This window comes from Rhodococcus sp. NPDC077669 (genome assembly GCF_040686915.1).
Lineage (GTDB): Bacteria > Actinomycetota > Actinomycetes > Mycobacteriales > Mycobacteriaceae > Rhodococcoides > Rhodococcoides fascians.
Genome location: NZ_JBFBMD010000008.1, coordinates 1 through 19,512, shown reverse-complemented (window position 1 = coordinate 19,512; position 19,512 = coordinate 1). Strand labels below are relative to the sequence as shown.

Annotated in this window: 22 protein-coding genes; 11 read left to right on the top strand and 11 right to left on the bottom strand. The window is 66.4% G+C overall.

Going from position 1 to position 19,512, the window contains the following annotated elements; genetic code table 11:
• Positions 1-8 precede the first annotated feature (8 nt).
• Positions 9-320 (bottom strand): antibiotic biosynthesis monooxygenase, encoded by a 312-nt coding sequence (locus AB0P23_RS11910; RefSeq protein ID WP_027494354.1) that lies wholly within the window; start codon positions 318-320, stop codon positions 9-11.
• 36 nt (positions 321-356) lie between these two features.
• Here AB0P23_RS11910 and AB0P23_RS11905 point away from each other — a divergent pair, with 36 nt between their 5' ends.
• Both AB0P23_RS11905 and AB0P23_RS11900 read left to right on the top strand, forming a co-directional pair.
• Positions 357-1,133: an alpha/beta hydrolase gene (locus tag AB0P23_RS11905; protein WP_052061476.1), complete on the top strand. Its 777-nt coding sequence runs from the start codon at positions 357-359 to the stop codon at positions 1,131-1,133.
• Positions 1,100-1,909 carry an alpha/beta hydrolase gene (locus AB0P23_RS11900; RefSeq protein ID WP_032400277.1) on the top strand — a complete coding sequence of 270 codons (810 nt, stop codon included), beginning with the start codon at positions 1,100-1,102 and terminating at the stop codon, positions 1,907-1,909. Before AB0P23_RS11905 ends, AB0P23_RS11900 begins: the two co-directional genes overlap by 34 nt.
• On the opposite strand, the gene AB0P23_RS11895 is transcribed toward AB0P23_RS11900, so the two are convergent.
• A complete protein-coding gene (locus AB0P23_RS11895) occupies positions 1,906-2,790 on the bottom strand; it encodes an A/G-specific adenine glycosylase (protein WP_032400297.1) in 885 nt (294 codons plus the stop codon). The genes AB0P23_RS11900 and AB0P23_RS11895 overlap by 4 nt on opposite strands.
• 121 nt (positions 2,791-2,911) lie before the next feature.
• On the opposite strand from AB0P23_RS11895, the gene AB0P23_RS11890 reads away from it, so the two are divergent.
• From AB0P23_RS11890 to AB0P23_RS11880, 3 genes are all read left to right on the top strand, one after another.
• Positions 2,912-3,538 carry a carbonic anhydrase gene (locus AB0P23_RS11890; protein WP_027494350.1) on the top strand — a complete coding sequence of 209 codons (627 nt, stop codon included), beginning with the start codon at positions 2,912-2,914 and terminating at the stop codon, positions 3,536-3,538.
• Between the two features lie 89 nt (positions 3,539-3,627).
• Complete coding sequence (locus AB0P23_RS11885; RefSeq protein WP_027494349.1) at positions 3,628-4,374, top strand: hypothetical protein; 747 nt, start codon at positions 3,628-3,630, stop codon at positions 4,372-4,374.
• Positions 4,375-4,389: 15 nt separating this feature from the next.
• The gene (locus tag AB0P23_RS11880) at positions 4,390-5,259 is read left to right on the top strand and encodes a hypothetical protein (protein WP_027494348.1); all 870 of its coding nucleotides are present in this window, start codon (positions 4,390-4,392) and stop codon (positions 5,257-5,259) included.
• A 47-nt stretch (positions 5,260-5,306) separates the two neighbouring features.
• Here AB0P23_RS11880 and disA read toward each other — a convergent pair whose 3' ends face one another.
• From disA to AB0P23_RS11865, 3 genes are all read right to left on the bottom strand, one after another.
• Positions 5,307-6,392: a DNA integrity scanning diadenylate cyclase DisA gene (gene disA / locus AB0P23_RS11875; protein WP_027494347.1), complete on the bottom strand. Its 1,086-nt coding sequence runs from the start codon at positions 6,390-6,392 to the stop codon at positions 5,307-5,309.
• A 128-nt stretch (positions 6,393-6,520) separates the two neighbouring features.
• A complete protein-coding gene (gene radA / locus AB0P23_RS11870) occupies positions 6,521-7,918 on the bottom strand; it encodes a DNA repair protein RadA (RefSeq protein ID WP_027494346.1) in 1,398 nt (465 codons plus the stop codon).
• Between the two features lie 53 nt (positions 7,919-7,971).
• Positions 7,972-8,580: a hypothetical protein gene (locus AB0P23_RS11865; RefSeq protein ID WP_027494345.1), complete on the bottom strand. Its 609-nt coding sequence runs from the start codon at positions 8,578-8,580 to the stop codon at positions 7,972-7,974.
• A 288-nt stretch (positions 8,581-8,868) separates the two neighbouring features.
• On the opposite strand from AB0P23_RS11865, the gene AB0P23_RS11860 reads away from it, so the two are divergent.
• The 5 genes from AB0P23_RS11860 to rlmB are packed head-to-tail and all read left to right on the top strand — an operon-like array spanning position 8,869 to position 12,941.
• Positions 8,869-9,357: a CarD family transcriptional regulator gene (locus AB0P23_RS11860; RefSeq protein WP_027494344.1), complete on the top strand. Its 489-nt coding sequence runs from the start codon at positions 8,869-8,871 to the stop codon at positions 9,355-9,357.
• A gap of 35 nt (positions 9,358-9,392) precedes the next feature.
• The gene (gene ispD / locus AB0P23_RS11855; RefSeq protein WP_032388290.1) at positions 9,393-10,058 is read left to right on the top strand and encodes a 2-C-methyl-D-erythritol 4-phosphate cytidylyltransferase; all 666 of its coding nucleotides are present in this window, start codon (positions 9,393-9,395) and stop codon (positions 10,056-10,058) included.
• Positions 10,055-10,519 (top strand): 2-C-methyl-D-erythritol 2,4-cyclodiphosphate synthase, encoded by a 465-nt coding sequence (gene ispF / locus AB0P23_RS11850; protein WP_032400278.1) that lies wholly within the window; start codon positions 10,055-10,057, stop codon positions 10,517-10,519. Before ispD ends, ispF begins: the two co-directional genes overlap by 4 nt.
• 23 nt (positions 10,520-10,542) lie before the next feature.
• A complete protein-coding gene (gene cysS, locus AB0P23_RS11845) occupies positions 10,543-11,958 on the top strand; it encodes a cysteine--tRNA ligase (protein ID WP_027494341.1) in 1,416 nt (471 codons plus the stop codon).
• On the top strand, positions 11,958-12,941 hold the full coding sequence (rlmB, locus tag AB0P23_RS11840; RefSeq protein WP_032373657.1) for a 23S rRNA (guanosine(2251)-2'-O)-methyltransferase RlmB: 984 nt from the start codon (positions 11,958-11,960) through the stop codon (positions 12,939-12,941). The genes cysS and rlmB overlap by 1 nt, the downstream gene beginning before the upstream one ends.
• A 75-nt stretch (positions 12,942-13,016) precedes the next feature.
• Here rlmB and AB0P23_RS11835 read toward each other — a convergent pair whose 3' ends face one another.
• Genes AB0P23_RS11835 through AB0P23_RS11810 form a run of 6 tightly spaced genes read right to left on the bottom strand, consistent with a single transcriptional unit; the run spans position 13,017 to position 18,018 of the window.
• Positions 13,017-13,871 carry a biotin-dependent carboxyltransferase family protein gene (locus tag AB0P23_RS11835; RefSeq protein ID WP_032373658.1) on the bottom strand — a complete coding sequence of 285 codons (855 nt, stop codon included), beginning with the start codon at positions 13,869-13,871 and terminating at the stop codon, positions 13,017-13,019.
• Entirely contained in the window at positions 13,868-14,470 is a 603-nt protein-coding gene (locus AB0P23_RS11830) for an allophanate hydrolase subunit 1 (RefSeq protein ID WP_032373659.1), read from the bottom strand. The genes AB0P23_RS11835 and AB0P23_RS11830 overlap by 4 nt, the downstream gene beginning before the upstream one ends.
• Positions 14,470-15,228 carry a 5-oxoprolinase subunit PxpA gene (locus AB0P23_RS11825; RefSeq protein ID WP_363797689.1) on the bottom strand — a complete coding sequence of 253 codons (759 nt, stop codon included), beginning with the start codon at positions 15,226-15,228 and terminating at the stop codon, positions 14,470-14,472. The genes AB0P23_RS11830 and AB0P23_RS11825 overlap by 1 nt, the downstream gene beginning before the upstream one ends.
• A 10-nt stretch (positions 15,229-15,238) precedes the next feature.
• Positions 15,239-16,117, bottom strand: a complete 879-nt coding sequence (locus tag AB0P23_RS11820; RefSeq protein WP_032373661.1) for a metal ABC transporter permease — start codon at positions 16,115-16,117, stop codon at positions 15,239-15,241.
• On the bottom strand, positions 16,114-16,947 hold the full coding sequence (locus AB0P23_RS11815; protein ID WP_027494335.1) for a metal ABC transporter ATP-binding protein: 834 nt from the start codon (positions 16,945-16,947) through the stop codon (positions 16,114-16,116). Before AB0P23_RS11815 ends, AB0P23_RS11820 begins: the two co-directional genes overlap by 4 nt.
• A gap of 48 nt (positions 16,948-16,995) precedes the next feature.
• Positions 16,996-18,018, bottom strand: a complete 1,023-nt coding sequence (locus AB0P23_RS11810; RefSeq protein WP_032373662.1) for a zinc ABC transporter substrate-binding protein — start codon at positions 18,016-18,018, stop codon at positions 16,996-16,998.
• Between the two features lie 141 nt (positions 18,019-18,159).
• On the opposite strand from AB0P23_RS11810, the gene AB0P23_RS11805 reads away from it, so the two are divergent.
• Positions 18,160-19,266 carry a LacI family DNA-binding transcriptional regulator gene (locus AB0P23_RS11805; protein ID WP_363797686.1) on the top strand — a complete coding sequence of 369 codons (1,107 nt, stop codon included), beginning with the start codon at positions 18,160-18,162 and terminating at the stop codon, positions 19,264-19,266.
• Positions 19,267-19,512: the final 246 nt, after the last annotated feature.

Genomic DNA, 19,512 nt, shown 5'->3' with positions numbered 1-19,512 from the left:
CTGCGCCGTCACGAGGTGGCGGGTACGTCCAGCACGACCTCGAACTCCAGCAGTGACGCACCCGACGCGACCGGCTTGCTCTCGCCGGAACCGGCATGCGCCTGCCGTGACGGTCCCCCGGACCAGGCCTGGAACGACTCCTCGTCCTCCCACTGGGTGACGACGAAATAGCGCGTCTCGCCCTTGACCGGGCGGAGCAATTGGAACCCGAGGAAACCGGGCGAACCGTCGACCGTTCCGGCACGCGCGGCGAAGCGCTTCTCGAGCTCGGGGCCTGCGCCCTCGGGTACGTCGATCGCGTTGATCTTCACAATGGCCATTCTCGGGAGACTACCCCGCCGATATGCTCGGCGGTGATGCTCTACGACGAGGGTGGATCCGGCCGTTCGATACTGCTGCTGCACGGGCTGATGGGTAGCGCGGCGACGTGGCGACGCCAGATTCCGTGGCTCCGAGAACTCGGGCGGGTGCACACCTACGACGCCCCGGGCCACCGTCGGCCTCCGCCGCCAGAACTGACGACCGAGGCGTTCGTGGACGACCTGATCGAGCACCTCGAAACGGTGGGTCCCAGTGTGCTGGTCGGTCATTCGATGGGAGCGCTGCACGGCTGGTGTGCGGCTGCGCGGCGACCCGATCTGGTCACCGCGCTCGTCGTCGAAGACATCGCGCCGGACTTTCGCGGTCGAACGGCGGACGGCTGGGCGGCGATGATCCGGGCGTGGCCGCAACCGTTCCCGGACGCCGACGCGGTACGCGCCTTCTTCGGAGATGTTGCCGGACAGTACTTTTTGGATTCGTTCGAGCTCAGCGACGACGGCTGGCGACTGCACGGTGACGTCGATACGTTCGAGGCCATTTCGCAGGAGTGGGGAACGCGGCAATTCTGGAACGAATGGGATGCCGTCCGTGCTCCGGTTCTGTTGATCGAAGGTGAGCGCACCGTCACGCCGGCCGGCCAGATGAGCCGAATGCACTCGGCCAAGCCCGGATCGGTGTACGTCCGAGTCGAGGGTGCGGCGCATCTCGTTCACGACGAAGCCCCGGAGCGGTATCGCGACGCCGTCGAGGGGTTCCTGCGCACACTAGGATCATCCGAATGCCGCTCGCACAGCTCAACGGAATCGACCTGAACTACGACGTCACCGGTGACGGACCGCTCGTGGTTCTGGTGATGGGAACGGGAAGCCCGGGCCGCGTCTGGCGAACCCATCAGGTTCCCGCGCTGGTGAAGAGCGGATATCGCGTGGTCACATTCGACAATCGCGGTATCGCACCGTCGTCCGAGTGTGCGCATGGAATGACGCTCGACGACCTGGTCGCAGACACCGCCGCCTTGATCGAACATCTCGGCGGCGGAAAGGTGCGCGTCGTCGGCACGTCGATGGGCGCACGCGTCACCCAGGAATTGGCGTTGGCGCGGCCGGATCTGGTGTCGCACGCAGTGATGATGGCCACCTACGGCAAAAACACCACGATGCGTCAGCAGTTGACGAAGGGCGAGAAAGATCTGTTCGACGCCGGAGTCGAACTTCCGGCCTCGTACCGGGCGGCGATGACTGCGATGCAGAACTTCTCGCCCAAGACTTTGGCCGACGAGGCAGCGATCGGCGACTGGCTGGCGGTGCTCGAATACTCCGGTGGCAAGAAGACGGCCGGCATGCGGGCGCAGATCGGCCTCGAAATGCGCGCCGGCACAGACAGATTGACAGCGTATCGCCGAATTTCGGCCAAGTCGCTCGTCGTCGGATTCGCCGACGACCGGCTCATCCCGGTTCAGCAGTGTCGTGAAGTGGCGTCGGCGATACCGGGCGCGCGCTACGTCGAAATCGCCGATACGGGCCACTTCGGCTACATCGAACGACCCGATGCGGTCAATGCGGCTCTGGTGGAGTTTCTGGCGTCCTAGCCGTCCGAACCCTCACCGGCCAGCGCGAACAAGCCCGATTCGGTCTGCTCGATCAAGCCGTCGGTCAACAGTGAGTCCAACGCGCGGTCACGCTGGGTGGGGTCGGTGGGCCAGACGATGTCGAGCTGAGCCCGCTCCACCGGGCCGGTGCTCTCCCGCAACACCGACATCAGTTTGCCGCGTACCTGTCGATCGGTTCCGGCGAACTTCTGCACCTTCTTCGCCGGGCCGGTGTGCGCAGGCCGCCCGGCCTCGATCCAGGCGCACTCGGGAAGTGGGCACAGCAGACATGCCGGATTCTTGGCGGTACAGATGAGCGCACCGAGCTCCATCAACGCCGCCGAGTATCGGGCTGCGCGGGGCACGCTCTTTGGAAGCATTTTTTCAACATCGGCCAAATCCCTTGTCGTCGAAGGATTTCCAGGCTCGGCGTTGCCGTGCAACGCACGCGCGACGACGCGTCGAACATTGGTGTCCACCACCGGAACTCGCTGACCGTAGGCGAAAGTCGCCACCGCCCTGGCCGTGTAGGCCCCGATGCCGGGCAGGCCGAGCAGGGTGTCGACGTCATGCGGAACCTCGTCACCGTAGTCCTCGGCGAGCACCCGAGAACACTCGTGCAGACGCAATGCGCGACGCGGGTATCCCAGCTTCCCCCACGCCCGCAGCACCTCGGCCTGCGACGACGCGGCCATCGCCGAGGGGACCGGCCACCGCTGCACCCACTGCTCCCAGATGGGAGCCACCCGCACGACGGGCGTCTGCTGCAGCATGATCTCGCTCATCAGGATCTGCCATGCGGTCACTCCCGGACGACGCCACGGCAGGTCGCGTCCGTCGGTATCGAACCATCCGAGCAGGGCCTCGGGATCGATCGGCAACTGTGCGCCCCTCTTCTCGTGTCTGTGACGGGTACCAACAGTAGTGAACCCGACTCGCCGGTAGCCCGCTGCGCGTGCACCCGACTCGCCGGTAACCCGCTGCGCGTGCACAATGAGAGCTATGCCTGCTTCGAATCCGATCGCTGCCTGGAAGTCACTCAAGGAAGGCAACCAACGGTTCGTCTCCGGAGAGGTCCTGCATCCGTCGCAGGGGATCGAGGACCGCGCCCGGCTCGAGAGCGCTCAGCACCCCGGGGCCATCCTGTTCGGCTGCGCCGACTCACGCGTTGCCGCCGAGATCATCTTCGATCAGGGCCTCGGCGACATGTTCGTCGTTCGCACCGCCGGCCACGTCGTCGATTCCGCCGTGCTGGGCTCCATCGAGTACGGCGTCGCGGTGCTCAATGCTCCGCTGATCGTCGTGCTCGGACACGACCACTGCGGTGCCGTCCAGGCGACCGTCGACGCACTCGAGAGCGGTGACGTGCCCGGCGGCTACATCCGCGACGTCGTCGAGCGCGTCACCCCGTCGGTGCTCTCGGCCCGACGCGACGGCCACGAAGCCGTCGACGAGTTCGAGGCGCGCCACGTCCAGGAAACCGGCAACCTGCTGATGCAGCGTTCGCGCATCGTCGCCGAGAAGGTCGAAGCCGGCGAGCTGGCGATCGTCGGACTCACGTACCAGCTGTCCAAGGGGCGTGCGCAGCTTCGCGAGGTCATCGGCGACATCGGCGAGCAGCCGGCCTGAACGGTCGAACAGCCCGAAAGCCCGTTCGCCGGTGCGACACGCCGCGTGGGCTCAGGGATAGCGTGGCTTCGGCCGCATACGGTTGATTCGTGTTGGAACCGACCGGGCCATTGCCTCCCGAAATCTACTGGCGACGCCGCGCACTCGCCATCGGTGCGGCCGTTGTCGTCCTCGGCTTGATCGTGTGGTTCATCGCCTCGCTCAGCGGTCGTTCCGACGACCCCGAGGCCGCTCCGGCCGGGGTCGCAGCTCCGGCGACCACGTCCGCCCTGCCGTCGCCCAGCTCGTCTGCCACGCCCGGTGGTTCGGGTGGCTCCGGTGGTTCGGGTGAGGGATCGGGCGGTTCCGGTGGGTCCGGTGGTTCGGGCGGCGGTACCGACTCCGCGGCCGGCGGTGGCACGACAGCAGCAACGACCAGTGGTGCGCCCGCTCCGGCGATCGCCAACCAGTGCCCGGATCAGTCCCTCGCGATCAAGGTGACGCCCGAGAAGGCCACCTATCGCCTCGGCGAAGAGCCCGTGTTCACCGTCGTGATCACCAACATCGGGTCAGCGGAGTGCCAGCGCGACGTCGGTGCCGGGTTGCAGCAGGCACTCGTCTACACGCTCGACAATCAGCGCATCTGGTCCAACATCGACTGCTTCCCGAACGCTGCGTCGGATCTGCGAACCTTCAAGCCCGGTGAGCAGGCCGGCTTCACGGTGAAGTGGTCGGGCACCAACTCGGTTCCCGGTTGCGGTGAAGAGCGCGTCCCGGTCGGCGTCGGTGCATACCAGGCCATCGCACAGCTCGGCGAGCTCAAGAGCGTGCCGGAACCGTTCAACATCACCGGCTGAGTACGGTCGAATCTCATGACCACCCCGACAGCGCTTGCCCGAGCGGCCTACACGACGCTCGAACCCTTCCATGTGACCGCGTACTTCAATCCCGAACTCGGATCTGCGTACGAGGACACCGGACTCGACGGTCATGCCTGGTACGTGGGCGCACGGGCCGCGCCGATGGGTCCGTGCGCGCCCAGCGTCGTCGCGGCTGCGTTCTACAACTTCAACCCGGTGTTGATCGAGCAGGCGTGGCCGGCCGCTGTGGCCGTCGGTCTGGATGCAGTGTCCGATCGTCGGTGGGCACTGCTCGACTCCGTCCTCGGCGCAGCATTGGGTTCCTTGGCCTCCGAGCCCGATCTCGCGACCATCGCGGAGCGATTGCGCAGCATCGGCGACGCGGCGTCCTTCGCCGGCCGTCCTCTCGCAGCAGCATGGCATTCCACCGAACGACCCGACGTGCCTCATCTCGCCCTGTGGCATTCGATCACCGTGCTGCGTGAATGGCGGGGCGACGGCCACCTCGCCGCGTTGATCGACGCGGAACTCGACCCCGCGGAAGCAGCGGTGTTCCACGAAGCCGTCCGCCCGACACCGCAGCCCGGACGCCGAGCACTCGGCAAGCGCATCACACAGCTGACGCGACAGTGGTCCGAGACCGAATGGGATTCGGCTGCAGAACGACTCGCCGTCCGGGGACTGCTCACCACTTCTGCCGAGGGGGAGACGTTGACCGAGGCCGGCACCGCTCTCGATCGGCACATCGAGGAGCGCACCGACGCCATGGCTTCGGCAGTGTGGAAGACCGTTCCGGATGCGGAGCAGCTGATCACGAGCGCACGGCCCTACGTGAAAGCCGTGATCGACGCTGGTTTCCTCCCGGGGACCAAGAAGCGGTAGGGGTTACCGGTTCTCCCAGGGGTCCCGGGTCTCGGTCGTAGCGCTTCCTAGTCGTAGGGCCCGGAGATCGAGGCCTCTGCCAAGCGCGACAGCCCCTCTCGAATGTGCCTGGCCCACAGGCCGCCGATGCCGTCGACCGACTGCAGATCGGCTGCGGTTGCGGCCAGCAGGCCCTGCAAAGTGCCGAATGCGCCCACGAGTCGGTGAATCTGGCTGAACTGCAACCGCGGCACTCGCGTCAGTACGCGATAACCGCGCGGACTCATCGGGGTGTCCAACGCTTCGATGGTCGCGGGATAACCGAATGCCCGGGACAGAGTCGTCAGGTCCAACAGGTCGACATCGGTCAGCTTGTCCAGAGCCGCGAGCGCTTTCTCCACGCCGGTGGTGCTCGACGGTTCGTTGCCGGCGAGATAGTCGCGCACGATCAGTTGACGGTCGATGTCGTTGTCGCCCAACAACTCTTCGAGCTGGAGAGCGAGCTGACGGCCGTCGGTGCCGAGTTCGAGGACGTTCTGCTCGATTTCCACCGACACCCGTCGCACCATCTCGAGGCGCTGGGCGACGGTCAACGCGTCGCGCAGGGTCACGAAATCTTCGATCTCCACGACCGAGAGCTGACGCGTGTTCTCGTCGAGCCGGGCCTTGTATCGCTCGAGCGTGGCGACGGCCTGATTGGCGCGCGAGAGGATGGTGGCTGAGCCCTCGACGACGTGCCTGATGCCGCTGATGTAGACACTGACGATGCTCATCGACTGGCTCACGGAGACAACGGGATACCCGGTCTGCATCGCTGTTCGCTCGGCCGCGCGGTGTCGGGTGCCGGATTCGACGGTAGGAATCTTGTGGTCGGGGACGAGCTGAACATTGGCCCGAACGATGCGCTGCCCGTCGGTCGAAAGCACCACTGCGCCATCCATTTTCGACAGCTCGCGCAGTCGTGTCGGCGCGAACTCGACATCGAGCTCGAACCCGCCGTCGCAGATGGCCTCGACCTCTTCGTCGTAGCCCAGGACGATCAATCCGCCGGTGCGGCCGCGCAGGATTCGTTCGAGACCGTCCCGCAGGGCGGTGCCCGGTGCCAGTCGAGCGATGGTCTCGCGTAACGCCGGGGACTGCGCGGCGCCTTCCATGGCCAACCCCCTCGTGTCGTAACGGCATGCGGCAGATCTGGAGCTCGTGCCCAACAAAGACTAACGCGCCGCCGAATGCGGGCCACGCCGTTGCACACGGGCAGCGCCGTAAAGGGTACCGCCCGGTGTCATACCGGCCGCATACGCGTGTACGTCAGGGCCTCGCCGACGTTGGTGACGGTTTTGACCTTGATGCCGGGCGGGATGGGGCCCGCGTCCTCGGGGACGATGGCGTAGTTGAACCCCAGTCTGGCTGCCTCGGCGAGGCGGCGCCCGAGCCCGGCGACGCGTCGTACCTCGCCGGCGAGCCCTACTTCCCCCAGAATCACCATTCCTGCGGGCAACGGTTGATCACGCACCGCCGACGCCACCGCAGCCGCCAGAGCCAAATCTGCGGACGGCTCACTCGTGCGCATCCCGCCGACCGTCGCGGCATAGACCTCGGCCTTGGACACCTTCACCCCGCACCGGCGTTCCAGGACGGCCAGAATCATCGCGACACGGGCGTGATCGAGTCCGCTGACCGCACGTCGCGGTGACGGCATGGCGGTGTCGACGATCAGTGCCTGCAGCTCGGCCAGCAGCGGTCGCTTGCCGTCCATCGTGACGGTGACGGCGGTCCCGGGGACGGCGTCGTTGCGGTGATGCAGGAACAGCCCGGACGGGTCACTGATGCCGACGATTCCGGTCTCCCGCAACTCGAAGCAGCCCACCTCGTCCGAGGCACCGAACCGGTTCTTGACGCCGCGAATCATGCGCAGCGTGGAGTGCTTGTCGCCCTCGAAGTTGAGGACCACGTCGACGAGGTGTTCGAGCGAGCGTGGGCCTGCCACCGCGCCTTCCTTCGTCACGTGCCCCACGAGCAGAACGGCGACTCCGGTGGTCTTGGCCAGAGTGGTCAACGCACTGGTGATGGCGCGGACCTGAGTGACACCGCCGATGACGCCGTCGACGTCGGCGGCGAGCATCGTCTGCACCGAATCGACGATCAGCAGGCTGGGCTTGACCTGTTCGACGTGTCCGAACACGGTTGCCAGATCGGACTCGGCGGCGAGAAAGACGCGCTCGTGCACCGCGCCGGTACGGTCGGCTCGCAGCCGAACCTGCCCTGCGGATTCCTCGCCGGTGACATAGAGCGCGCGGCGATCGGGAGCCGAACGAGCCCACCGATGCACCACCTCGAGCAGCAGCGTCGACTTGCCGACGCCCGGCTCGCCGGCCAGCAGAACGACCGAACCGGGGACCAGACCGCCGCCGAGGACACGATCGAACTCGTCGATGCCGGTGGTGTTCGCCTGCGAGGTTGCGCTGCTGATGGTCGTCAGTGCAGCTGCGGGCGTCGTCGGGATCATGGCGCCGCCGCCCGAGCGGAGCGCCGATGCACCTGCGCGCGACGTGAGTGGTGCCGCGGTGGCCTGGACCTCGTCCATCGAGCCCCAGTCGCCGCATTCGGGACACCGACCGACCCACTTGGAGACCGAATGATGACACGCGGAGCAGCGGTAGCTCGACTTCAGTTTGACCACGTCGGAAGCCTAACGATCGGCACCGACAGGTCCGGTGACCTCGTACGGAGGGGTCAGTGCCCGCCGCTGTGCTCGGAGACTGCCTCTTCGGAGCGCTCGAGTTCGTGACCGGCGTCGACGGGGACGTTGACGACAACATCGCCCGCATTCGCGAACTCGAAGGTGACCGGCAGCGTCAGGCCCGGGCGCACGTTCTCGCTGATGTCGGCCATTTCGACCTTGATGAGCTGGATCGGAAGCAGAGGATCGTCCAGCTGCGTGTCGGCGGGTGATCCGGCACCGAGCGCGGTCAGCGGAGCGATCTCGGTGCTGCCCGGTTCTGCCTCGTCGACGATGGTGACCTGAGCCTCGGGAGAGGAGATCCCGGTCAGCTCGTCCGCCACGGCGGGGTTGGCGTTGATGGCCGTGAAGCCGAGCTCGACGGTGCCGCCGGGCTCGATGCTGTACTCCTCGGAGGAGGGGTACACGACGTGCACGTTGCGAAGCTGAATGTCTCCGACGTCGACGGAATTGCCGTTGACCGCCGCGACCTGAGTGGCCGTCTGCGAGATCTGACCTGCGCCGCAGGCGGTGAGTACGAGGGTGCCACCAGCGAGAAGCGCGAGGGCGGCGGCCGTTCTGCGATGGCGGCCAAGCGGTGTCGCAGCGTCGATTGCAGTCACTTCGGTCGTCCTCCATGTGGTGCCGGGCCGGCTCGGTCCATCTCGTCCACTAGGCAGAGTAGTAGTTCTCGTCCACCGACCGCTCGTGGGGTCCGCCACTGCTCACGATGCGCCAGGTAGGGCAGCCTTCCGCACGGAACGGGGGTGTTACGACCGCGGCCGAAATGTGGCATCGGATACACGTCGAACGGTCTGTGTCAACCCCTGATTCGGCAGCACTGTGCCCCTGACCTGCGCCGTTGATATTGGGCGTGGTATTCTGGATAAATCGAAAGGGGCACTTGTCACATGATTTTCAAGGTCGGAGACACCGTCGTTTACCCCCATCACGGAGCGGCGCTGATCGAAGCGATAGAGACACGCACCATCAAGGGTGAACCGAGAGAGTACTTGGTTCTCAAGGTCGCGCAAGGCGACCTCACCGTTCGAGTCCCCGCGGACAATGCCGAGTACGTCGGCGTTCGCGATGTCGTCGGGCAAGAAGGCCTCGACAAAGTCTTTCAGGTGCTGCGCGCACCGCACACCGAAGAGCCCACCAACTGGTCGCGTCGCTACAAGGCCAACTTGGAGAAGCTGGCTTCCGGTGACGTGAACAAGGTGGCAGAGGTCGTTCGTGATCTCTGGCGTCGCGAACAGGATCGTGGATTGTCGGCAGGCGAGAAGCGGATGCTCGCCAAGGCGCGTCAGATCCTCGTCGGCGAGTTGGCATTGGCCGAGGGAACCGACCAGGCCAAGGCCGACACCATGCTCGACGAAGTTCTCGCCACCGCTTCGTAGAGTGTGCAGCTTCGCAGAATGAGCAGCTTCGTAGCGTGAACGGTACCGCCGGCGACGTTGTCGCCCTGGTACCCGCAGCAGGTAAAGGCCTTCGGCTCGGACACGACGAGCCGAAGGCTTTCGTCTGTCTGGGTACCGACTCTCTTCTCACGCGGTCCGTGGACGGACTGCGTGCCTCGGGTGCCGTCGACCGCATCGTCGTCATCGTGCCCGTCGACTTGCTCGACGCGGCCCGCGGGCTCGTCGGCGACGACGTCATCGTCGTGGCAGGCGGCCGCGAACGCACCGATTCGGTGCGCGCCGGTCTCGCCGTCGTCGGAGACGCTTCGGTCGTGCTCGTCCACGACGCCGCTCGCGCTCTCACCCCGCCCGCGTTGATCGCCCGCGTCGTCGCCGAGGTCCGAGCCGGACGCCCAGCGGTCATCCCGGTGCTGCCCGTCGTCGACACCGTCAAGGAAGTCGACCTCATGGGCGCTGTGGTCGGCACGCCCGATCGCGCGAGTCTGCGTGCGGTCCAGACTCCGCAGGGCTTCGACGCCGACGTCCTGCGTCGCGCCTATGCCGCCGCTACCGACATCTCCACCGACGATGCGGGACTGGTCGAGCGCATCGGCGAGACGGTGCACACCATCGTCGGCGACGCGCTCGCATTCAAGATCACCACTCCGCACGACCTACTACTGGCAGAGGCGCTCCTATGAGAGTCGGCATCGGCACCGACGTCCACCCCATCGCGCCCGGCCGACCCTGCTGGCTGGCCGGACTGCTCTTCGAGGACGCGGACGGTCTCGAGGGCCACTCCGACGGCGACGTCGCCGCGCACGCGCTGTGTGACGCCCTGCTGTCCGCTGCGGGCCTGGGCGATTTGGGGTCGGTCTTCGGCACCGGGCGTCCGGAGTGGGACGGGGTCAGTGGAGCCGCGATGCTGACCGAGGTACGACGGTTGCTCGACGCCGACGGGTTTGCGATAGGCAACGCTGCGGTGCAGATCATCGGTAATAGGCCCAAGATCGGACCGCGTCGCGTCGAGGCGCAGGACGTTCTCTCGGGTGTGCTCGGTGCCCCGGTGTCGGTGTCCGCGACCACCACCGATGGGCTCGGGCTGACCGGTCGCGGCGAAGGAATCGCGGCCGTCGCGACCGCACTTGTCATGACGAGGTAAAACCACCGGTAGCATTGCTGGTCGTGACCCTTCACCTACACGACACCGAGACGAGGGCCCTGCGGGAATTCACCCCCTTGGTCCCTGGCCATGTATCGGTGTACCTGTGTGGGGCAACGGTGCAGGGTGAGCCTCACATCGGCCACGTACGCAGCGGAGTGGCGTTCGACGTCCTGCGCCGCTGGCTGTTGGCACACGACTACGACGTCGCTTTCGTTCGCAACGTGACGGACATCGACGACAAGATCCTGAACAAGGCGCGCGACGCCGGTCGTCCGTGGTGGGAGTGGGCGGCAACGTACGAGCGTTCGTTCACCTGGGCCTACGACCGACTCGGTGTGCTGCCGCCGTCCGCCGAACCGCGTGCGACGGGTCACATCACTCAGATGGTCCAGATGATCGAGCGGCTGATCGAGCGTGGGCACGCGTATGCCGATTCGTGCGGAGACGTGTACTTCGACGTGCAGAGTTTCCCGAGTTACGGCGCGTTGTCCGGTCACAAGCTCGACGACGTACACCAGGGCGAGAGCGTTGCCGAGGGCAAGCGCGATCCTCGCGACTTCACACTGTGGAAGGGTGCCAAGCCCGGCGAGCCCTCGTGGCCGACGCCGTGGGGCCCAGGCCGTCCCGGCTGGCATCTCGAGTGCTCGGCGATGGCGGAGACGTACCTCGGCGCGGACTTCGACATCCATTGCGGTGGTCTCGATCTCGTGTTCCCGCATCACGAGAACGAGCGAGCCCAATCGATGGCGGCCGGCGACGGCTTCTCGCGCTACTGGCTGCACAACGGTTGGGTGACGATGGGCGGAGAGAAGATGTCCAAGTCTCTCGGCAACGTCCTCTCGGTGCCCAACGTGCTCAAAAAGGTTCGGCCGCAAGAACTTCGGTTCTATCTCGGTGGCGCGCACTATCGCTCGATGCTGGAATACTCCGACACTGCGCTCGAGACCGCGGCGGTGACGTACCGGGGCATCGAAGGGTTCGTCCGGCGAGCCGTCGAACGTGCCGGTGACGTACCGATGGGCAAGTGGACCGCCGGGTTTGCCGCGGCTCTGGACGACGATCTCGGTGTGCCCAAAGCGTTGGCCGAGATTCACGCCACCGTCACCCTCGGCAACACCGCCCTCGAGTCCGGTGATCTACCGGCAGCCGTGGAGCATGCGGGCAGCGTGCGGGCGATGCTCGACATCCTCGGTGTCGACCCCCTCGATCCGCACTGGTCGAGCGACAGTGGTTCGGACGCAGCAGCTCTCGGTGCACTCGGCGTTCTCGTCGAGGCCGAGCTGGAGCGTCGAGCAACGGCGAAGGCGACCAAGGACTGGGCCGTCGCCGACGAGATACGCGATCGACTGGCGCAGGCCGGAGTCGATGTGACAGATACACCCAACGGGCCCGAATGGTCGCTGGGTACGAGCAAGACCGACGAAGCAGGTTTGTGATGGCAGGCAATTCGAGTAGGCGCGGCGCAATCCGCAAGGACGGCACCAAGAAGGGTCAGGTCGCCGGATCCGGAGGCAAGCGTCGTAAGGGCCTCGAGGGCCGCGGCGCAACGCCCCCCGCCTCCGAGCGCACCAAGCATCCGGCAGCGCGTCGGGCCAAGCTCGCCGAGAAGTCCGCGCAGAACCGCGGCGGTACAACCGGAGGACGCGCGGGTGGACGTCCGGCCGGACGCAAGGCCGAAGACGGTCCCGAGGTGGTACTCGGGCGCAACCCGGTCGTCGAGTGCCTGCGTGCAGGCGTGCCCGCCACCGCCCTGTGGGTTGCCGTCGGCACCGACAGCGACGATCGACTCAAGGAAGCCGTGCAGCGCGCAGGCGACGCACGGATCTCCATCCTCGAAGTTCCCCGCTCCGATCTGGACAAGCTCAGCGCCAACGGACTGCACCAGGGCCTGGCCCTGCAGGTGCCGCCGTACCGCTACGCGCACCCCGACGATCTGATCTCGAACGCGCGCACGCACCAGGAACCCGCACTGCTCGTGGCGCTCGACAACATCACCGACCCGCGCAACCTCGGTGCCGTCGTGCGTTCGGTGGCCGCGTTCGGTGGTCACGGCGTCGTGATTCCGCAGCGTCGCAGCGCCAGCGTGTCCGCGGTGGCATGGCGCACCAGCGCCGGTGCCGCAGCCCGACTGCCCATCGCGCGGGCGGTCAATCTGACTCGCACACTGAAGGATTGGCAGTCCAAGGGCGTCACCGTCGTCGGCCTCGACGCAGGCGGCGACACCGACCTCGACACCTTCGATGGTAAGGGACCGGTCGTTATCGTCGTCGGATCCGAGGGCAAGGGCCTCTCGCGTCTGGTCAGCGAGACCTGCGACCACATCCTGTCGATCCCGATGGCCGGGCCGGTGGAATCGCTCAACGCCTCCGTCGCTGCCGGCGTCGTGCTGGCCGACATCGCGCGTCAGCGTCGAGGCTGAACCGCACAGCCCTGCTATCGCTCGAATGGGTGTGTGAGGTCGAGAAAACGGGTGTGAGGTCGTGTGCGGCCGGGATCAACCGATAGCGCGGAACCGTATCTGCGTTCCGGGGGTCAGCTGCGCAGCGGCGGACACATCGGCCGCAGTCACGACGGCGATAACCGGATAACCGCCCGTGACGGGATGGTCGGCGAGAAACAACACCGGCTGTCCCGACGGTGGCACCTGTAGCGCCCCGAGAACCATTCCCTCGCTGGGCAATTCGTCGTCGACCGCGCGGGTCAAGGGCTCCGCGCCGTCGAGCCTGATGCCGACGCGATCCGAATCCTGCGTGACCGTCCACGGCTGCTCCAGCAGAATGGATCGAGCATGCTCGGTGAACCAGTCCTCGCGTGGGCCGAACGTGATGTGCAGTGTCTGCTCGAGCGGGGTCGGTACTACGAAATCCGTTGCAGGCCAATGGTCTGTGGCGTCGCCGACCGGGAGCACCGTCCCGGGGGAGAGCCGAGCGGGCCCGAGGCCCGACATCGTGTCCGTCGATCTGCTGCCGAGAACCGACGGGACGTCGATGCCTCCCCGGACGGCGAGGTAGCTGCGCAGAGCCGATGAGGGCGGCGACAGAGTCAACTCCTGCCCGGCTCGGACCACGAGCGTCGAATGCAGTCCCTGCACGGTGCCGTCCACGCGGCAGATCACGTGCGCTCCGGTGACGGCCATGACGGCGTCGAACTCGGTTCGGACCTGCAGGCCACCGAACGTCACTTCCAGGGTGGCGGCACCGGAGTCGTTGCCCACCAGACGGTTTGCCGCATCGTGTGAACGAAGGTCCGCTGCACCGGATCGTCCGACGCCCACCGCCGCGTGGCCACGTCGTCCACGATCCTGGACGGTGCACAGCGGACCCGTCTGCAGGACGGTCAGGGCCTTCATGTCGACTCGAATCGGACGGTGGTGCCGGGGCTCAGCAGTGCGGGTGGATCGCGGTCGAGGTTCCACAATTGCGCGTCCGTGCGCCCGATGAGCTGCCATCCCCCGGGCGAGGACCGCGGGTAGATGCCGGAGAACTTACCGGCCAGACCCACTGCGCCTGCCGGGACGCTGGTGCGCGGTGAATCCCGCCGCGGCACGTGCAGTCGGGTGTCGGTGCCGACGAGGTAGCCGAAGCCGGGCGCGAAGCCGCCGAACGCGACTGTCCAGGTCTGTTCCGTATGCGCTGCAACCACTTCGGCGACGGACAGGCCCGTCAGGCGGGCGACGTCGTCGAGGTCTGCGCCGTCGTAGGAGACGGGAATCGTGACCGCCTCGGATGCGGCAGTGGGGTCGTCGGCAGCGGGTGTCAGCGCCGCGACCCACTCGAGTATCGGTGCCGGTGCCCCGTCGAAGATCACCAGGACGGTGCGGGCGGCAGGAACCAGATCGACGACCGCGTCCGGCCGTTGGCGGACCATGGAGCGGTGGTACGACATGGTCTCGGGCAGGTCGGAGAACTCGACCAGCAGCGCGTTCTCGCCTGCGGGGAGGAGGCGCATCAGACGAAGGGACTGATGTCGATATCGTTGACGCGCAACAGGTCCCGCACGGCATTCGCCATCGCCACCGCGCCGGGGGAGTCGCCGTGCAAGCAGATCGATTCGGCGCGGACTTCGACCGTCGTGCCGTCCACCGCTTCGACCGTACCGTCGGTGATCATCGTCGATACCCGCTGGGCGACCACCTCGGGATCGCCGAGCACGGCTCCGGGTTCCGTGCGCGAGACCAGTGTTCCCTGTGGGGTGTAGGCGCGATCGGCGAAAGCCTCTGCGACCGTGCGTAACCCGACGCGTTCGGCTTCGTCGAGGAATGCCGAACCGGGGAGCCCGAGAACCGGCAGACGCGGGTCGTAGGCGGCCACTGCCTCGGCGACCGCTTTCGCCTGCTCGCGATGATGCACGATCGCGTTGTACAGCGCCCCGTGTGGTTTGACGTACGCGACGGCCGAACCGGCCACTCGGGCAAGGCCGTCGAGTGCGCCGATCTGATAGACGACGTCGGCGGTGAGATCTGCGGGGGCGACGTCGAGAAAGCGTCGGCCGAATCCGGCGAGGTCGTGATAGCCGACCTGAGCCCCGATCCGCACGCCCGCGTTCGCAGCCGAGCGGCACGTGCGCAGCAGCGTGGTCGGATCACCGGCGTGAAAGCCGCACGCGACGTTGGCACTGGACACCACCGCGAGCATGGCGTCGTCGTCGCCCAGAGTCCACGCACCGTAGCTTTCGCCGAGATCGGCGTTGAGATCGATGGCCGTCACCCTGGACAGTCTAGGCGGCGACGAGCCGTCCGGAATTGGCCTTGCGAGTAGCTCCCACAGCTCGGCAGAGAAGATAGATGACGAACGAGATGGTCGTGACGAAGGTCGAGACCGGGAGGCCCGGGGCGAGCGAGAGCAAGATGCCACCGACAGCGGCGATCTCGGCGAACAGGATGGACAGCAGCGTCGCCTTGAGCGGGCTGGCCGTCACTCGCGCAGCCGCCGCGGCCGGGGTGATGAGCAGCGAGAGCACCAGCAGCGCACCGACGATCTGCACGCCCAGCGCACAGGCAACACCGACGAGTACGGCGAACACGACCGAGAGTGCACGGACGGGCACGCCGCGGGCCAGTGCCACCTCGGGGTCGGTGCTGGCGAACAGCAGTGGACGGTAGACCACGGTGAGCACGATCAGCACCAGAACGGCGCACACCAGTAGAAGCTGGATTCCGCTCTGTCCGACGCCGACGATCTGGCCGATGAGCAACGAGAAGCTGGTTCCGGTTCGGCCCGGGTACAGCCAGATGAACAGCACCGACAGGCCGAGGCCGAACGACATGATGACGCCGATGACCGAGTCGCGGTCGCGGGCCTTGTTGCCGAGCAGGGCGAACATCACCGCGGCGACGACGGATCCGACGATGGCACCGAGCCCGACGGTGATGCCGACGAGCAGCGCAGCGGATGCACCGGTGAGGGAGAGTTCACTCGATCCGTGTACCGCGAAGGCCCACTGCCTGCTGACGATGAGCGGTCCGAGCGCGCCGGCGAGCAATCCGAGAATGGCAGCGGCGATCAACGCCTGCTGAACGAAGTCGTAGCTCAGCAGATTCGCCGTGGTGTCGAAGTCGAGCATCTTCGAGAATGCGTCGAGAACCTTCTCGTTCATGCCTTGTCTTCTCCGTCGTGCGGTACGGGTGGGTGGTGGGCACCGGCCGAGCCGAGCGCATCGATCGAGTCGCCGGTTCCGACGACGACCAGCCGGCCGCGAACTTTCAGCACCTCGACCTCGGTGCCGTACAGCTCGGACAACACCTCGGTGGTCATGACGTCCTCGGGAGTCCCGATCCGGAACCGGCCGTCGACGATGTAGACGACGCGGTCGACGAGCGGAAGGATCGGGTTGATCTCGTGCGTCACGAACAGCACGGCTGTGTCGTGCTCCCGCCGTCGGCGATCGATGAGGCCCGAGACCAACGATTGGTTGGCGAGGTCGAGGCTGAGCAGGGGCTCGTCGCACAGCAGTACCGACGGATCGCCGACAAGTGCTTGGGCAATTCGCAGTCGCTGCTGTTCACCACCGGACATCGAGCCGACCGGTGCGCCGGCGAAGGAATTGGCGTCGACCTGATCGATGGCGCGCTGCACCGTCTCCTTGCGCTGCCGCATGCCGCGCAGTCCCATGCCCCATTTGTGGCCGTCCCAGCCCAGACCGACGAGATCGCGTCCGCGTAGCGGCAGATCGTCGTCGATGTTGCGTTGCTGGGGGACGTACCCCACGCCCGACTGGCCGCGGCGAACGGGACTGCCGCCGATCGACGCGGTGCCGGACGTGAGGTGGTTCTGACCGAGCAGCACCTTGAGCAACGACGTCTTACCCGACCCGTTGGGGCCGAGGACGGCGACGAACTCGCCCGCCGCGACGGACAGATCCAGGTTCTGCCAGAGTGTGCGGTCGCCGAAGGCCAGTCCGGCATCGCGCAGTTCTACAGCAGGCATGCGTTACAGCTTTCCATCAGCTGCCCACCGTTCGGGAGGCGGATCGGCTCACGGGTTGGTGCTGAGCGCGGCCTGCAGGTCCGTCGCGGCCTTGGTCTGCCACTCGATGAACGTCATCCCGGCGGGCAGAGTTTCGGTGACCTCGACGACGGGGATGCCGGCAGCCTCGCTGGTGGTGCGAATGTCCTGTGTGACAGCGTCTTCGGTCTGAGTGTTGTAGACCAGCGCGCGGACGGACTTGGACGTGAACAGATCCCGTGTCGAGGCGATCGATGCGGGCGACGGGTCGTTGCCCTCCTCGATGGCGTCCTTGAAGTCCTCGGGAGTGCGGTCGTCGAGATCGGACTCCTCGAGGAGGTAGTGCGCGATCGGTTCGGTCTGGGCCACCGGTGCGTTCGGGAACTGGGCGGCGATCCGGTCCGTCACGTCGGTGATGGCGTGGATCTGCTCATGGAACGTTTCGGCGTTGGCGGTGTACTGCGCGGCGTTGTCCGGGTCGAGCTGGCCGAGCTTGTCGGCGATCTCCTCGGCGGTGTGCGCTGCGACCTCGGCGTTGTACCAGACGTGTTCGTTGACCTCACCGTGCGAGTGGCCGTCTTCTGCCGCGGGCTCGGTTGCGGACTCTGTTGCTGCCTCGGACGTCGTCTCGGAGTCGTGATCGTGGTCCGCGTCGAGCAATGTGAAGGCATCGACGGACGGCACGTCCTTGCCCTCGGAACCGAGGATGTCCTCGATGAACTGGTCGTAGCCGCCGCCGTTGTAGACCACCAGCGACGCCTCGGCAACCGCGGCGGCGTCACCGGGGCTCGCCTCGTACGAATGCGGATCTGCCGAGGGGTCGGCGATGATCGATTTCACGGTGGCCAGGTTGCCCGCAACGGCCTCGGCCACGCTGCCCCACACGTTCGTGGACGCGACGATCGTGATCGGACCGTCGACGGGGTTGGCCGGAGCGGACTCGGTGCTCGTCGGCTCGTTCGAGCTGCATGCGGTCAGTGCCAGTGCGGCAGCGCAGGTCAGGCCGATGAGGGCCGAGCTCTTGACCCGAGACGGGCGGTGGAAGGACGACATCGATGTACTCCTGAAGGCAGGGCTTGACGCTAATGGAAACCGTTACCGTTGTACTCTAGCTCTCGAGCAGCCTCGGTATCGAATCGGACGAGTCCAACCTCGATTTTCTCTGCAGCGTGGTGTGGGACTAACGTCCCGGTTATGGCCAGGTCAAGCGAACCCCGACGTCAAGCGACGTTGGCGTCGATCGCAGCCGAGCTGAAGGTATCGCGAACCACCGTCTCGAACGCCTACAACCGACCCGATCAACTCTCGCCCGAACTGCGCGAACGCGTCCTCCAGGCAGCCAAGCGACGCGGTTACGCAGGCCCGGACCCGGTCGCGCGATCGCTGCGCACCCGCAAAGCCGGAGCCATCGGACTACTGCTCACCGAAGCCCTCAGCTACTCCTTCCGCGACCCCGCCGCCATGAGCTTCCTCGCCGGTCTCGCCGAATCCTGCGAGGCCGCAGGACAAGGACTGCTGCTCATTCCCGCCGGTGCCGAACGCGACGACGTGCAAGCTGCCGCTGTGGTCCAACAAGCAGGAGTCGACGGATTCGTCGTCTACTCCGTCGCCGACGACGACCCCTACCTGGCCGCAGTGCGCGAACGACACCTACCGATCGTCGTGTGCGACCAACCCCGCAACATCCCCGAGGCCGCCCTCGTCGCAATCGACGACCGCGTCGCCATGAAAATGCTTGCCGCACATCTGATCTCGCTGGGACACGAACACCTTGCAGTGCTGTGCATGCGGCTCGGACGCGACCGCCGCGACGGCGTCGTACCCCCGGGACGGCTGGCCGACAGTCACTTCCACGTCCAACGTGAACGCATCGCCGGCGTCCAGGCCGCCATGATCGACGCCGGACTCGACCCCGACACCCTCACCGTCGTCGAACGATTCGACCACACCGTGCGCTCCGGCCACTCCGCCGCAGCCCAGGCGCTACAGGCCAACCGCGACACCACGGCACTGCTCTGCACCACCGACGTCATCGCACTCGGTGCACTCAACTTCGCCAGAGTCTCCGCAATCGATGTGCCGAGCCAACTCTCGGTCACCGGATTCGACGGCATATCCGACGCCATTCGCGAGAACCTGACCACCGTGCGGCAGGACGCCGAGGAAAAAGGCCGTCGAGCCGGGAAACTGGTGCTCTCGTCCTCGCACTCGGGCATCGTCGCCGCCGAAACACTCCCGACCGAACTCTTCCGCGGCCGCACCGCAGCACCGCCGCCGGATCAACCGCCCGCAATTGCCTGACCAGCTACCCTCGCGCGCTCACTCCAGATTTGCGCCCCATTTGGGATCAATGTGGGTTTCAGTCACTCAGAGTGCAACAAAGCCACATTCATTCAGTGTCGGTTGGAACCCCGTTCGGGATGAATGTGGGTTTCAGTCAGTCTGACTGCAATGCACAGCTCCCCGGAAGTTGGACTGAGTAATTCAGTTCCGACTACCGGGGAGTTTTGTATGCGTGCACGAAGTTCACTTACCGAGGATCAGCGG